Annotated in this window: 13 protein-coding genes; 12 read left to right on the top strand and 1 reads right to left on the bottom strand. The window is 48.1% G+C overall.

Annotated elements, in window-relative coordinates:
- The first annotated feature begins 126 nt into the window (after positions 1-126).
- From AC4PS6_RS04520 to AC4PS6_RS04465, 12 genes are all read left to right on the top strand, one after another.
- The gene (locus AC4PS6_RS04520; protein ID WP_014717623.1) at positions 127-1431 is read left to right on the top strand and encodes a Wzz/FepE/Etk N-terminal domain-containing protein; all 1305 of its coding nucleotides are present in this window, start codon (positions 127-129) and stop codon (positions 1429-1431) included.
- A gap of 414 nt (positions 1432-1845) precedes the next feature.
- Entirely contained in the window at positions 1846-2718 is an 873-nt protein-coding gene (gene rfbA, locus AC4PS6_RS04515) for a glucose-1-phosphate thymidylyltransferase RfbA (protein ID WP_014717624.1), read from the top strand.
- A gap of 193 nt (positions 2719-2911) precedes the next feature.
- The gene (rffA, locus tag AC4PS6_RS04510; protein ID WP_336827330.1) at positions 2912-4048 is read left to right on the top strand and encodes a dTDP-4-amino-4,6-dideoxygalactose transaminase; all 1137 of its coding nucleotides are present in this window, start codon (positions 2912-2914) and stop codon (positions 4046-4048) included.
- Positions 4049-4093: 45 nt separating this feature from the next.
- Positions 4094-5359, top strand: coding sequence for an O-antigen translocase (locus tag AC4PS6_RS04505; protein ID WP_108538534.1), 1266 nt, complete (start codon positions 4094-4096; stop codon positions 5357-5359).
- Positions 5360-5380: 21 nt separating this feature from the next.
- A complete protein-coding gene (locus tag AC4PS6_RS04500; protein WP_020302495.1) occupies positions 5381-6640 on the top strand; it encodes a glycosyltransferase family 4 protein in 1260 nt (419 codons plus the stop codon).
- Between the two features lie 58 nt (positions 6641-6698).
- Positions 6699-7745 carry a hypothetical protein gene (locus AC4PS6_RS04495; RefSeq protein WP_231125704.1) on the top strand — a complete coding sequence of 349 codons (1047 nt, stop codon included), beginning with the start codon at positions 6699-6701 and terminating at the stop codon, positions 7743-7745.
- 50 nt (positions 7746-7795) lie between these two features.
- Positions 7796-8770, top strand: a complete 975-nt coding sequence (locus AC4PS6_RS04490) for an NAD-dependent epimerase/dehydratase family protein (RefSeq protein WP_014717629.1) — start codon at positions 7796-7798, stop codon at positions 8768-8770.
- Between the two features lie 17 nt (positions 8771-8787).
- Positions 8788-9939: a glycosyltransferase family 4 protein gene (locus AC4PS6_RS04485; protein WP_014717630.1), complete on the top strand. Its 1152-nt coding sequence runs from the start codon at positions 8788-8790 to the stop codon at positions 9937-9939.
- An 84-nt stretch (positions 9940-10023) separates the two neighbouring features.
- Positions 10024-10620 (top strand): sugar transferase, encoded by a 597-nt coding sequence (locus AC4PS6_RS04480; protein ID WP_014717631.1) that lies wholly within the window; start codon positions 10024-10026, stop codon positions 10618-10620.
- Complete coding sequence (locus AC4PS6_RS04475; RefSeq protein ID WP_014717632.1) at positions 10617-11240, top strand: acetyltransferase; 624 nt, start codon at positions 10617-10619, stop codon at positions 11238-11240. Before AC4PS6_RS04480 ends, AC4PS6_RS04475 begins: the two co-directional genes overlap by 4 nt.
- Positions 11241-11346: 106 nt before the next feature.
- Positions 11347-12525 (top strand): DegT/DnrJ/EryC1/StrS family aminotransferase, encoded by a 1179-nt coding sequence (locus tag AC4PS6_RS04470; RefSeq protein ID WP_014717633.1) that lies wholly within the window; start codon positions 11347-11349, stop codon positions 12523-12525.
- A 127-nt stretch (positions 12526-12652) separates the two neighbouring features.
- The gene (locus AC4PS6_RS04465; protein ID WP_014717634.1) at positions 12653-14647 is read left to right on the top strand and encodes a polysaccharide biosynthesis protein; all 1995 of its coding nucleotides are present in this window, start codon (positions 12653-12655) and stop codon (positions 14645-14647) included.
- Between the two features lie 238 nt (positions 14648-14885).
- Here AC4PS6_RS04465 and AC4PS6_RS04460 read toward each other — a convergent pair whose 3' ends face one another.
- Positions 14886-15446, bottom strand: a complete 561-nt coding sequence (locus AC4PS6_RS04460) for an acyltransferase (RefSeq protein WP_014717635.1) — start codon at positions 15444-15446, stop codon at positions 14886-14888.
- Positions 15447-15781: the final 335 nt, after the last annotated feature.

Raw genomic sequence — 15781 nt, 5'->3', positions numbered from 1 at the left:
CGGGCATTTTGTGCGCTTAAAATTCGGCAGAGACGCTGTTTTTTGACGATTATCCAATTAGTATAAAAATACACAATTTTGTCTGCATAACGAGCCCGCAGTTTCTCTTGAAGGCAGGTTTTTGTTGTGAGTAGTAGTTTTCGCGCCCCCCCGGTTCCTCAGTTTGAAATCAGCTTTATGGCAGTTTCTGAGGCTGTCCTCAGGCAGAAGGTATTCATCGTTTTAGTCACTGCCGCGGTAGGCTTGGTTGCTTTGGCATACGCTTTTATCGCCACTCCTGTGTATCAGGTCAGCAGTGTGTTGAGACCTGCTGCTCTTAATGAGCTGGACGCCCTAAATCGCTCGGAGATTTACTCCCTGCCTCCTGGTGAGGCATTGACAAGAGTGGGCGCTGCGCTGGAGTCCTATGAAACTAGGCTTGGTTTCTTTCGCGAAAATCAGAAGCTCTTCAGGGCGTTTGAGCGTCCAGGTAGGACACTTGAGCAGAGCTTCGAGGAGTTCAATCGCAACTCGATCAGTTTGTCCCTCCCTGATCCAAAGAAAACAGATATTCTCAGTTCCTTCATTCGAATTGAGATGAATTACCCTAAAGATGTTGATGGCGTTTCCATCTTAAATGGATTTGTGAATTACGCTATAAATACGGAAAGAGAACATATAGCGGCAGACCTGAATGTTATTGTAAAAAATCGACTGAACGAATTGAATGGTAAACTTGATGCTGCGCGTTCTAATTATAATAATGACAAAGAAGCCAGAGTTGCCTCATTGCAAGAGTCCAATAACTTACGGCGTGCTCAACTACGCGATGAACTTAAGGCTCTTCGTGCTCAACTCAAGACAGAACGCTACGACCGAGTCGCGTATCTAAACGAGGCTATCGGCATCGCCAAGTCTTTGGGGATTCGTAAGCCAACTACACCTACCTCATTAGGTGAGGCGGATCGTGCGGGTTCGTCCACTACTATGCGAACCGAAGTCAATAATCAGCAGATCCCGCTTTATTTCATGGGGACAGAGGCTTTGGAGGCTGAGCGTAGTGTTCTGCAGCAGCGTAAATCAGACGACTTCACTGCTAAGAGGGTTGGAGAAATTGCCAAGGAATTGCAGTTGCTCGAAAATAATCGCGAAATTGAAATTTTAAATAGCCGCCAGAATGAAGATATTTTTCTTGCGGGCGTTCAGTCTTTGCGCGCCGAAGCTGTGCGGTTGCAGGGGCTCGCTATTGACATGAGTCGCTTAAAGTTGGTGACAATTGATAAGCAAGCTTTGGAGCCCATTAATCCAATCAAGCCCAATCGGAAGCTGATAATCATATTCGGTTTGTTATTAGGGGGTGTGCTCGGTATTGCAATTGTTGCCATCCGCTCTATCCTTAGCCAGCAGCGAGCTGCGAGACCTGTCTTGTTGGTAAGTAATACGGTTGTTTGAAGCTTGTGTCGGTTTGCCTGAAACTATCAGCTTGGTTTCAGGTGAACTCAATTTTTAATGCGATACATTATCCTTGAAAGCTTCGATACTTATTCATGGGTGTATATGTCAAATGGCGAGCGGTAGTGTTCCTATATTTGTCAGGCTCAGCCATGCTCGATTTTTATCGGCTTGTCTGGTTTTTCGAACGCGGCTTCAATAACTCTACTAGGCTTGTATTTGCTGTGCTGCACTTGCAATTGGCGCGAGCGCGCTCTGGCTCAGGTCCGAGGTGATGAAGGTGTGCCTTCGTACAACCGCGAAGTCTGACGTCGCCAGCATTTGCCCCCCCCCCCTGCACACTCGTTAGCAATATTCAAGGGCAGCACCGCTGCCCGATAATTTTATCGGCTTGACAAAGGAAGTTTAAAACCAATGAAAGGTATTGTTTTGGCGGGTGGTTCCGGTACGCGGCTTTATCCGATAACCAAAGGCGTCTCCAAGCAGCTGTTACCTGTATATGACAAGCCAATGATTTATTATCCATTGTCCGTCCTTTTTCTGGCGGGTATCCGCGATATCTTACTGATCAGCACACCCGTGGATATCGATGGCTTCAAGCGCTTGCTTGGCGACGGAAGTGATTTTGGCGTGAATATCAGCTATGCAGTTCAACCGCAGCCTGATGGCCTTGCTCAAGCTTTCATTATCGGCCAAGAGTTCATTGGCGATGATTCGGTGTGCCTGGTGCTAGGCGACAATATTTTTTATGGTCAAGGTTTCAGCCCGATGCTCCGTTCGGCTGCTGGGCAGGCGAGTGGCGCAAGCGTATTCGGTTATCAGGTAAAAGACCCGGAGCGTTTCGGCGTCGTAGAGTTTGACGAGCAAAAGCGTGCGATTTCGATCGAAGAAAAGCCGTCCAAACCCAAGTCCAATTTTGCCGTGACCGGACTTTATTTTTACGACAATGATGTTGTGGAAATAGCTAAGCAGGTGAAACCATCTCTTCGTGGGGAGCTGGAAATCACTAGCATCAATGAGGCCTACCTGAATCGAGGAGACCTTAGGGTGGAGCTTCTCGGACGTGGTTTTGCATGGCTCGATACAGGGACGCATGAAAGCCTGCTCGAGGCCGCCCATTTCGTTGAGACCCTGGAGAAGCGCCAAGGGTACAAGGTCGCATGCCTTGAAGAAATTGCCTTTACTAACGGCTGGCTGACGGCTAATCAGTTGGGTCAGATCGGAGAAAGTCTCAGTAAAAACGCTTACGGCCAGTATTTGCTAAGCATCGCACGAGAAAAAAAATAAGGTATACGCCGATCAACTCAGATCAGGCTTGCTGTGTGGCATAATTTTCCAGGCGCTGACTCAGCGCTTGGGATTTTTCAGAGCGTACCCTGAAAATGCTGAGTCGAGGCGCGAGCTGGTCGTATACTGGTCTGCTGAATATGGAAAAAAGCTAGACTTTTTGAGGCTTCGAACTGAGTTTTAAGAGAAAATGATGATTGCATTTAATAGACCACCCTACACTGGCAGTGAAGATCAATATGTTCTAGCTGCGATGAGAAGCGAAAAAATATCAGGTGATGGCGAGTATTCTGCCTTATGCAAAAATTGGTTTGAGGAGACGCTAGGCTGCGACAAATTCCTGCTGACGCCTTCCTGTACCCAGGCTTTGGAAATGGCGGCATTGCTGATCGATATCCAGCCCGGTGACGAAGTCATCATGCCGAGTTATACGTTTGTCAGCACCGCAAACGCTTTCGTGTTACGCGGCGCTCGTATTGTGTTCGTGGACATGCGCCCCGATACCATGAATCTTGACGAGACCCTTATTGAAGCGGCCATTACGGACAAGACCAAGGCGATTGTCCCTGTTCACTACGCCGGTGTAGCGTGCGAAATGGATACGATCATGGATATTGCTCGGCGGCACGATCTATTCGTTATTGAAGACGCGGCACAAGCGATGATGTCAACTTATAAAGGGCGTCCGTTGGGCACGATAGGTCATTTGGCTGCCTTTAGTTTTCACGAAACCAAGAACTATACAAGCGCGGGTGAGGGCGGAGGCTTAATCATCAACGATGAGCGGTTTTCCTCGCGTGCTGAAATCATTCGTGAAAAGGGTACCAATCGCAATCAATACTTCCGAGGTATGGTTGATAAATACAGCTGGGTCGATGTAGGAAGTAGTTACCTTCCATCAGATATTCAAGCTGCCTATCTTTGGGGGCAACTCGATAATAGTATTCTGATTAATGAAACGAGATTGAAAATTTGGAACTCGTACAAGGTCGGCTTACAGGGTCTGGCGGAGGCAGGCAAGTTGGTATTGCCTACCATTCCGACCGATTGTGAGCACAATGGCCATATGTTTTATATTAAAGTCAGCGATCTCAGTACGCGAGCAGCGCTGCTGGCGCACTTGAAATCGGCAGGTGTTGGTGCCGTTTTTCACTATGTTCCGCTTCACTCGGCACTTGCAGGCGAGAAGTTCAGTCGATTTGAAGGTGTAGATCGTTTCACTACGGCTGAAAGCGAAAAGCTGATTCGTCTGCCAGTATGGTATGGATTGAGCGAACAGCAGGTCCAGACGGTTATAGCTGCGGTAACAAGCTTTTACGGCTCTCTCTGAGGCGGGTCTGTGTAATTGTAGTCTTATAACGCTCGGGTGGGTTTTGTGTCTGGTTTATATAGTGCCATGTGGACGGGGTTCGCTCATTTAACAAAAATACTTGCTGGATTCATCGTGCTAAAATTAGTAGCGGTGTATTTGGGAGCTGAAGGCCTGGGTAGCTTAGGCCAGTTAATGAGTTTAATTACCATCTTGTCTCTGATTGCGGGGGGAGGAATAACCAATGGCGTCATTAAATATGTAGCTGAATACAAAATCCTGCCACCGAAGATGCTCCATTTTGTATCTGGGGCATTTTCGTATGCATCGTATTTCTCTGTCGCCTTGTTGGTTATCTGCCTATTTTTCTCAGGCCCCCTTGCCAAAGTTATTATGGGGGATGTGAAATATTTTTGGATAATTATCTTAGTTGGTTTTGCCCAATATGGCTTTGCATTAACGAATTTGATAGTTGGCGTAGTTAACGGTTTAAAGGAGACAAGGGTTTTTGCGATCATCCAAATCGTTGGTGGTTTCTTGGCCATTCCCGTTGCCTGGGCACTCATTGCAAAGTTTGGTTGGAATGGTGCAGTTATCGCGCTCTGCGTGATAGTGGTTTCTCCGTTGCTCCCGGGTATAATGGTCTTTTTCAAGTCGAGCTTTAAAGGGCAAGTAAAATTATTGGCTCTGCGTCAGTTGCCAGTAAAGTTGTTGGCACCGTTTTCGCTTATGTTGTTTACCAGTGCGGTTGCTTTTCCGGTAGTCGAGATGGTGGTAAGGAATTATCTCATTACGAGTGAGGGGTATCATCAAGCAGGTCTATGGCAAGGTGCGATAAAGCTCTCAAGTGCCTACCTTGGTTTTTTTAGTATGTTTCTTGGGTATTATTTCATGCCCATGATATCCGAGCAGCATGATAAGAAAGTTATAGCACGGTTAGTGTTTAGATATCTGGCTTTTGTGATGCTGCTGTTTATCCTTGGCGGTACCGTTTTGTATGTTGGGCGATCTTTTTTTCTGGTGCTGGCTTTGTCGTCCGATTTCAAAGAGCTTGAAGAGTTAATCATATATCAATTGGCCGGTGATTTTTTTAGGATATCCGCATATGTGATCGGTTATGTGGCTGTGGCCAAAGCTGCCACGAAGCTCTATGTAGTAGCTGAGTTTTTTCAAAGCATTGTATTTTTAGGAGCAGTGTTCGCTGCATCATTTTTGTATAATGGTGTACAGGGAGTGATGCTCGGATACATGGCTACGTATATAATTTATTTCATCGTTTGTGTTGTGGGTTTCTGGATTTATCTAGGGAAATCAGTTCGGCGTCTTGAATAATAAATTGATATTGGAGATAGTATGAAAAAGGTCTTGTTTGTACAGTCGTCACTGGGGTTAGGGGGTATTGAGACTTTTTTCGTCCGCCTAGTTAAAGAGTTGAGCGCCAAAGGCGTACGCCCACAGTTTGTGTTTCTCTATAAAAAACTCATTAATCCAAAGCTGTTGATTGAGCTTCAAAAGTTTTCCGATGTCTATTATTGGCAAGATTTGTTGAGCCTTTCTGTCGACGGGGTGGGCGAGAAAGCAAAGCTGATGCTTCCGCTGAGCTCAAATAAGGTCGAAGCGCTGTTTTCCGACTGTGAGGCTATACACGTCTCTAATGCATTGACTTATCTGTGTGCTCAACGGCTCGCTTCCTGTTTATCTCAAAATCTTAAATGCGTATTTGGGATTTATCATGCTAACGAACTTTCATGGGGTGGAGACAAACTTCCAATTTACGAGAGCTACTTTCGAAACAAGCTGTTTGGCGCGCCGCCAATGATTTTATTTTTTAATCAGTCCTCCGTAGATAAAACCGCGAAGGCTAATAATTTCCCTGCGTACCCGTTTAAGCTGTTCCCCCTCGGAGTGGATATGCCGAGCCTTCGTGGCGAATCGAAGGTGTCAGGCGATAAGCTTCGACTTGTTTCAGTGGGGCGCCTTGTAGAGTTCAAGACCTACAATTTATATATGTTGGATGTTGCCCGAGAGCTAAAAGACAATGGCATCGACTTTACTTATAGTATCTTCGGTTCCGGACCTTTAAGCGAAATTATGGCCGCCAGGATTGCGGAGTTGAATTTGCAGGATAGCGTCATCCTCGAAGGCGATCTAGAATATTCGCGGCTTGATGAGGAACTCTCAACGCACCACCTGTTTATTGGTACAGGTACAGCTTTGCTGCATGCAGCAGCAAATGGACTGGCATGCATTACAGCTATTGAAAACGAACAAGCCGCCACATCCTATGGGTACTTTTCTGAACTGCCTGGATATGATTACCATGAGCAGGGCATGGATTTCGAAAAATTTAAGTTCTACGACTTGATCGCGCAATACAGTGTGCTTGATGCCGCAGATAGAGAGACATTGTCACAGCGGCATCTTGTGAGAAGCAAAGCGTTCAATATGAATGCCTGTGCGGATAATTTTGTTGATGCTTTTGAGACGTCTCCACCCATTAAAAAGTCGTCGTTTATATTTTACTCCTTCATGTTTCGTTTTGTTGCCTGTGAGCTCAGCGCGAAAATTACTTCTGGTGAAAGATATAGCAAAAAATATGAGCATGTTCTGTGATTACTAAAGACTCTGCGCTCTGTTTTTCTTCCGTTTGCTTGAGTGTCGGAGCATGGTGATGTTGTTTATCTTTATAGCGCTCGTCATTGTAAAAGTCGGCTTTTTCTTTATGTTTATCTCCAGTCCGACGACACTGTTTTCGGGCGGCAGCGATGCAGACTTCTATGACGCTTATGCCTTGGGTGAGGAATCTCTGACATCTAGCGTCTGGCCTGACTGGTTGAGAGCGCTGAATGAGGTAGGGCTCTATTCGCGGGTGGGCGTTAGTATTTTTTTGATGGTGCTGGGTGTCTTGGTCATTCCGATTTTGTGTGGCCGTCTTGCGTTGGTTAAAGGCTACCCCTACAAAACAAAGATTTACTTGGGCATTGCCATCGCTGTCAGTATGTATCCAACACTTTTTTACTATACGCTCGATATCTATCGAGACGTGTTCATGTTGTTCGTTTTTTTGTCGGGATTACTGTTTGTGAAATGGTCAATCCACTCTGAGTCTCCGTTGAAAAAGCTGTTCTATATGGTTGTTGTATTTGGCCACGGTTACTTACTTTATCTGTTTCGAGGGTACCTCGGTTTCGCGTTTTTGATTTCCTATTTTGGCTTTTTTATGTTTCGTGTGCGGAAATTGTCATTCTTTCTGCATGTGATCCCTATGCTTCTTGCGTTGAATGTTTTTTATATTTTGGGTTTTTTTGAGCCGCTAATGGCTTATAGAGGGCTGTTCGATGGTGTGGAGGGTGGTGCAAGTTTGGGGATTCGTTTCGACTCTGCGTTAATGTTTATCCCCGATTTTACACTAAACCTGCTTTACCAGTTGTTTGGTCTCTACTTCCCAAATATTATGGCAGTGTTTGTGTTTTTATTAGAAAGTATCCCTTTTTCGATAGCGTTTGTTTATGTTGTTAGGAATCGGATATACGCAAATTCTTTTGTTAACTTCATGTTTGTATTTTCGGTTGTTTACTCGATTATATGGTTGCTAGGTAATGATAATCTTGGTACGGCTATGAGGCTGCGTATGTATGCTTATGTCAGCTTTATCATCTGTAGTGTGATTATTTATCAGCGCAAGAAACTATTTCTACAAGGGCAAACTGCCAGCTGAACGTTGCGGGTAGAGTTTTAGTTGGGCCTCACTACAGCGGAGTTGTATGCATGAACGTTTCAATAACGGGGGGAAGTGGTTTTATCGGGAAGCTGCTGTTAGCAGCGTTATCTGCGCGTGGTGACCGTATTACTCAGCTTTCTCGTCGTGATGACATGCAGGGGGGGGCTGCGCGTTGCATTAAGGGCGACCTTGTATCAGGGGGGAAAGCACTGGTCGAATTTGTCCAGGGCTGCGACGTTGTTTACCATTGTGCAGGAGAAGTCAAAAATACAGCGCTGATGTACGCTCTGCATGTTGGGGGTACCAGAAACTTGCTTCAAGCGGTGAGCGAAGAAATCATGCGTACGGGCCGAGCCATTCATTGGGTCCAGCTCAGCAGCACTGGCGCATATGGGCCGCAAGCCAAAGGTGCATCTCTTCCCACAACCGTGGACGAGAGCTTCACTCCCGCCCCGGTCGGGGAGTATGAGGTGACCAAGACAATTGCTGATGAATTGGTTGTGGCTCTAGCCTCCATACAGCCCCTATTTACCTACACGATCATCAGACCCTCGATCGTCATTGGGAAAGACATGTCTAACCAGTCTTTCTTTCAAATGGCGAGTGTCGTACGCAAGCGATTATTCTTCTATATAGGCGTCGAAGGGGCTTTGTCCACCTATGTTCACGTGGACGATGTCGTCCGAGCGCTATTGATATGCTCAATTGATCGTAGGGCTGTCGGGGAGACGTTCATACTGTCAAATGACTGCCTATTGAAGGAGGTTATTGATCAAATGGCCAGGAGTCAGGGGGTGTCGATCCCGCGCTTGAGGTTGCCCGAACGAGGAGTACGAATATTGATTCGTCTACTTTCTCCTTTCATGCGATTGCCTTTGACCCCGGAGCGTGTGGATGCGTTAACTAAGCGTGTTGGCTACAGCGCCGCGCGTATCAAGAGCACCTTGGGCTTCGATTTTGGTAGCTCTATTCCTGAAGCTGTTCCTGGCTTGATTACAGCTCGAACTGAGCAAGTTTCCTGAATTTATGGTGGTAGCGCATGGCTCATCTTAAAAAAATCTGTATCGTCGCAACAGTGCCCGTCGCCCTCCGAGCGTTCATGCTTGAGCATGTGAATAAGCTGGCAGAAACCCACAGCATTACACTTATGGCAAATGGTACGGAGGCCGACGTAGTTGGAATGTTGGGTGAGAACGTCCGGTTCTTACCGCTTCCGATTGAAAGGCAAGTGTCACTGCTCAGCGACTTGAAGTCATTGATCGCGCTGTACCGGATCTTTTCTAAAGAGAAGTTCGACTGCGTTTTGTCGATCATGCCCAAGTCGGGCCTTCTTTCTATGTTGGCAGGATTCTTTGCGCGTACGCCTGTACGTGTGCATATTTTCACAGGCCAAGTCTGGTTTACCAAGCAGGGAATTGCGCGCATTGGACTCAAAAATCTGGATAGGCTGTTATCGTTCTGCGCTACCAGCTTACTAGCCGACAGCCCTTCTCAACGGGAGTTTCTTGTTTCGCAAAGAGTCGTCAGCCCGAGCAAAATCAGCGTCCTGGGTCAGGGGTCCATCAGTGGTGTTGACGTTGCGCGTTTCAAGCCGAGCGCGCAATTGCGTCGGGATATACGTGAATCGCTTGGCATACCTGAGGCGGATGTGGTTTATCTATTCATGGCGCGCCTTACCCATGTGAAGGGTGTTCCGGAATTGGGGCAGGCTTTCAGGGCCCTAGCTGCTAATCTGCCAAACGCCCACCTGTTGGTAGTGGGTCCCGATGAGGATGGCCTTGATGGTCGCCTGAAGGAGTTGATGGTACCGTTTGGTAACCGCTATCACCGGATTGGTTACACTCAAGTGCCAGAAAGCTACATGGCGGCTGCGGATGTATTTTGTATTCCCAGTTATCGTGAAGGCTTTAGCCTGGCGACGATCCAGGCAGCCGGTGTCGGCCTGCCTGCCATTGCGTCCCGGATTTATGGGCTGACTGACGCTGTGAAAGAGGGTGTGACGGGGATCTTTCACCGCGCGGGCTCGGTTGGTGAATTGAGCGCTGCCATCTTGAAGTTTTATTCCGATGAGGCAATGCGAAAGCGGATGTCCAAGGCCGCGGAGCTCAGGGCTCATAAAGATTTTTCTCAAGCATTCATTGTTCAAGAGATGTATAGCTATATAACATCCTTATTGAACAAGGCTCGCTAAGTGGCTATGGCAAGGCTTCTGTTGAGTTAGCCTGGGGTTCGAAACTCTAGTAATTGAATGGCATGATTTAATGTGGGTAGATGGATGAAACGGTGTTTTGATTTTTTCGCTTCTTTTGCCGCGTTGTTTTTTCTGTGGCCTGTCCTCGCGCTGGTTGCCTGGCGAATCAAGAAAAACCTCGGTTCGCCAGTCTTGTTCAGACAGGTAAGACCTGGCCTCAATGGCGTCCCTTTCGAGATGATAAAGTTTCGAACCATGCGCGATGCAACGGATGAACAGGGCAATACATTGCCTGATTCGGAGCGTATGACGCCTTTTGGCTCGTTTTTGCGCTCCTCCAGCTTGGACGAGCTACCTGGCTTATGGAATGTGCTCAAGGGTGATATGAGTCTGGTGGGGCCAAGGCCACTGTTGATGGAGTATCTGCCTTTGTATTCGCCTGAGCAGTTGCGTCGTCATGAGGTCCGTCCTGGCCTTAGCGGCTGGGCCCAAGTAAATGGACGCAATGCGATCAGTTGGGAGGAAAAGTTCAAGCTGGATGTGTGGTATGTGGACAACGCCAGCTTTTTGCTCGACCTCAAGATCATTTACCTGACGGTGAAGAAGGTGATTGTCAGGGACGGTATCAGTGCTGAAGGCGAGGCTACCATGTCCAAATTCACTGGAGGTGACCCCCTATGAAATTGGCTGTACTGGGGGCTAGTGGGCATGGCAAGGTGGTGGCTGATACAGCCCAAGCCTGCGGCTGGAAACAAGTAGATTTCTTTGATGACGCCTGGCCCACTCGGCAGCAAAATGGCCATTGGGAGGTCATCGGCGGTTCAGCCCAGCTGTTAACTCGCCTGGACGATTATGACGGGGTGTTCATCGCCATCGGTAATAATAGGATACGCTATGGCAAGTTGAACGAATTGAAATCAGTCGGCGCAAAGATCGTCTCGCTAATTCATCCCCATGCGGTCATCAGTCAATACGCCTCGATCGGTATCGGTTCTCTGGTTCTGGCTGGCGTCGTCGTCAATGTAGATGCTGTGATTGGTCGTGGTGTAATACTCAACACCGGCTGCAGTGTCGATCATGATTGTGTCATACACGATGGCGTGCATATTTGCCCAGGCGCACGGCTTGCTGGCGGGATTGAGGTTGGCAAGCTGAGTTGGGTTGGTATTGGGTCCAGCGTTCGACAGTCGCTACGCATAGGTACAGAAGTAGTGATTGGCGCCGGTGCGGCGGTAGTGACTGATATCGCTGACGCTTTGACGGTTGTCGGTGTACCTGCACGTGTTCTTTTCAAGACATGAGGCTTCGTGCTGTTCTAATTGGCTGCTCCGGACGATAATGTCATTCTTGCGGCGCCCCTGATAGTTCTTATTCTTCACTTAATTGTCATCTCGACGGGTATTCACAGTGCTAAATACACCTTTTTCTCCTTGGCCATCTTTCAGTCACGAAGAGGCCGATGCTGTCCGCGATGTGATTCTTTCCAATAAAGTCAACTATTGGACTGGGCAGGAAACCCGAACCTTTGAGAAGGAGTTCGCGGCTTGGTCGGAAACGGAATACGCGGTTGCGCTGGCCAACGGCACTGTAGCTCTGGATGTGGCATTCAAGGCGCTTGGGATCGGTAGCGGTGATGAGGTCATTGTTACGTCCCGTACGTTTCTGGCATCTGTTTCGAGTATTGTCAACACAGGTGCCGTGCCTGTATTCGCTGATATTGATTTAGATTCACAGAATATTACGGTCGAAACCATCCGTGCCGTATTGACCCCCCGTACTAGGGCTATCGTTTGTGTTCACTTGGCCGGCTGGCCATGTGATATGGATCCAATCATGGATCTTGCCGCAGAAAACGGCCTCAAGGTAATTGAAGACTGCGCGCAGGCGCACGGCGCGTTCTACAAAGGGCGTCGCGTCGGCTCGATCGGCCATATTGGCGCGTGGTCGTTTTGTCAGGACAAGATTATGACCACTGGGGGAGAAGGTGGCATGGTTACCACCAATGACCGCGAGTTATGGTCGTCGATGTGGTCATACAAGGATCATGGCAAGAGTTGGGAGGCCGTTTATGAGCGCCAGCATGCTCCCGGCTTCCGTTGGCTACACGAAAGTTTCGGCACTAATTGGCGGATGCTCGAAGTGCAGGCAGTGATAGGCAGGATCCAACTACGACGCATGGCTGATTGGGCAGCGCGCCGTAGTGCCAATGCGATGCGTATCTGGGATGCAGCCGGTCAGGTTGCTGGCCTGCGCGTCCCTCAAATACCCGCACATATCACTCATGCGGCATATAAATGCTATGTCTTTGTAGAGCCATCGTCTCTGAAGGACGGGTGGAATCGCGACCGAATTCTCGAAATGCTCGTTGCTCGAGGCGTCCCGGCGTTTTCCGGTTCCTGCTCTGAGGTTTATCTGGAAAAAGCTTTCGACAATACCGGATGGCGCCCCACTATTCGCTTACCTAATGCAGTTGAGCTAGGTGAGACCAGCCTGATGTTCCTGGTTCATCCAACGCTGACGGATAAGGAAATTGAGCTGACCTGTGAGGTCTTGGCGCAGGTAATGCGCGAGGCAACGGTAATATAGGTGCTGCAGGCTCTAATCTAATCAAAGAACCTGAGGTCCGGCATGTGATGAAGAATCAAGCCGTATTCAAACGTTCAATTGTTACATATGAATCGTTTCAGTTTTAGCAAGGGTGTTTAGAGGGGTTATGGATAAGATACGTGCGTACCTGGTGGGATTGCCCCGACGACAAAAACGCGTCCTGCAACTGATAACTGACGTGTTAGTGGTCTGGTTTGCGTTATGGATGGCTTTTGTAGTACGTCTTGGCGTAGATGAGATGATCAATCCTGTCGCGATGCACTTATGGCTGTTTATCTGCGCCCCGGTGGTTGCCATTCCCTTGTTTATCCGCTTTGGTATGTATCGTGCGGTGATGCGTTACTTCGGTAATGATGCGCTGATTGCGATTATCAAGGCTGTGAGCCTTTCGTCACTCATACTTGGTGTTGTTGTCTATTGGTACAGCAACCACCAAAATGTTGTCCCGCGCTCTATCATATTCAACTATTGGTGGCTAAGCCTCATCATGGTGGGCGGTCTGCGCTTGGGGATGCGTCAATATTTTCTGGGCGATTGGTTCGCCGCTGCACAACACGTGCCTTTCACCAATCGTGAGGATGGCTTGCCCCGTGTTGCTATCTACGGTGCTGGCGCAGCGGGTAATCAGTTGGTAGCAGCCCTGCGTATGGGTAGAGTGATGCGCCCGGTAGCATTCATCGACGACGACGCCAGTATCTCTGATCGTATTATTTCCGGTCTTCAGGTTTACAAGCCCAAACATATTCAGCGGATGATCGACGCCACAGGCGCTCAGGAAATTCTTTTGGCTATACCCTCGTCTAATCGTGGGCGTCGCCGGGAAATCCTCGGGTTTCTTGAAGGTTTCCCCCTGCATGTGCGCAGTGTCCCTGGCTTTATGGATTTGGCGAGCGGCAGGGTGAAGGTCGACGACATCCAGGAAGTTGATATCGCTGACCTTCTGGGCCGCGATGCCGTGCCTGCTCAAGACGAACTATTGGAGCATTGCATCAAAGGGCAGTGCGTTTTAGTGACCGGCGCTGGTGGTTCAATCGGCTCTGAGCTTTGTCGACAAATACTTGCTTTGCACCCTACGACACTGCTGTTGTTCGAACATAGTGAGTTCAACCTTTACAGCATTCTTTCCGAGCTTGAGCAACGTATTATTCGTGAGTCCTTACCGGTTAAGCTGTTGCCAATCCTGGGGTCCATACGTAATCCGTCCAAGCTAATCGACGTCATGAGCACTTGGCGGGTCGATACTGTGTATCACGCCGCTGCCTATAAGCATGTTCCGATGGTAGAACATAATATAGCCGAGGGAGTGTTCAATAATGTGATAGGTACGCTCAATACGGCGCAGGCTGCTTTACAGACTGGCGTTGCCAACTTTGTATTGATTTCAACAGACAAGGCCGTACGTCCGACCAATATCATGGGTAGCACGAAACGGTTGGCTGAGTTGGTCTTGCAGGCACTGAGCCGTGAAGTCGCCCCCGTATTGTTCGGCGATAATGACTGTTTACCCAGAGTCAATAAAACGCGCTTTACCATGGTTCGTTTCGGTAACGTACTTGGTTCTTCGGGTTCTGTGATCCCGCTGTTCCATAGACAGATCAAGTCGGGTGGACCCTTGACGGTGACTCACCCGAAGATTACCCGTTACTTCATGACAATCCCCGAAGCGGCGCAGTTGGTAATCCAAGCCGGCTCCATGGGCCATGGGGGAGATGTATTTGTGCTGGATATGGGAGAGCCCGTAAGAATCATCGAGCTGGCTGAGAAGATGATTCACTTGTCTGGTCTGAGTGTGCGCTCTGAGAAGAATCCTCATGGCGACATTGCCATCGAGTTTTCCGGCTTGCGTCCCGGCGAAAAACTGTATGAAGAGTTGCTGATCGGTGACAACGTAGTGGCTACCCAGCACCCGATGATCATGAGCGCTGATGAAGATAATCTCGCTTGGGATGTGCTCAAGGTCAAGTTGACGGAGTTGCTTTCTGCTTTGGACCAGGATGATTACACGCGTGTTCGGCAATTGCTGCGCGATACTGTCAGCGGCTATGCACCAGATGGCGAAATAGTTGATTGGATCTACCAGCAGCGTCGTCTTGAGCCTTAAGGACATGACTTTTATCGTGTGCGTCGGAAATGCCTCCTAGAGGCCTGCGTTGATGAGCATTGGCGGAGAATCTGGCCGTTAGCATCTCCTTAAGACTCATGCGCATCAACGGTAACCTGATCTGGTCCCCGGTAGCCTTGGCAAGCCCATCTGTGATTTATTCGTGGTATGGCTAACTGAGAGCGTATTCTATTCGGAATATCTGATGCCAGATTTCTGGCATCAGGGTGGTGCAAAATTATTTTTCCGATTCTAAATAATGTTTTTCGAACTCCAAAAGTTCTTGGCTTCGATTTTTAAGCCTTTTCGCCGGTACGCCGAAATAAATGCCCCAAGGGTCTGTCGACTTTGTAATCATTGACATTGCCCCTACTGAACAACCTTCTGCCAGCGTTACACCTGGCAAAACAATGGAGGAGGTTCCGATGATAACGTGACGACCGATATGTACCGGTAACTTTGCTTCGTTCTTGTACTGGCTGGGTACAGTTGGATTAGTCAGGGTTTTTCCGCTGTAATCATCGGATTGAGCAAAAACATGACAACCATATGCCAGGCCTGAGAAATCCTCCATGGTGATGCCAAGCTCGCCCCCCGCCACATTATTGAAAATGGCTATATGGACATTTCGCCCTAGTGTGACGGTTCCTGAGATAACACAAAAGTCATCAATGCGTGTATTGTCGCCGATTGAAATTCGATCACAGTTATATATTGAAGCCTTGTCGCTTATCTTTACATTTTTTCCAAGGCTTTTAAAGCCCATTTCTTTTAACTTTTCTTCTGGAATAAAAGCCATTTTGATAACTCTTTTAGTTTGCTGTGGTAATTTTTATAAGATGTATGTGTATGTGTATGTGTATGGGTTTATAGAGGTGCATGCACTTCGTACAGTAATTGGACTCTTAAGACTTGTACGAGCAACGGCGTCCAAGATTATGAAATCATCTGCGGTGACGCTCCAATGGTGGGCGCAAAGAATGCTATGCCTTGCGCGCCACAGAGCTTTACTAGGTACTGTGCGATTCGATCGGCGATTTTTATCCGTTTGAAAAAAGCGTTCACACATTAGTTTTGGGCCTTGTGAGCACAGGTCTATGGCGTATTCCCATTGCGATTCTAGACCATGAGCGT

Source organism: Pseudomonas sp. DW-iso17 (genome assembly GCF_058725345.1).
The sequence above is the reverse complement of the archived record's forward strand: the minus strand, read 5'-3'. Positions and strand labels throughout refer to the sequence as shown.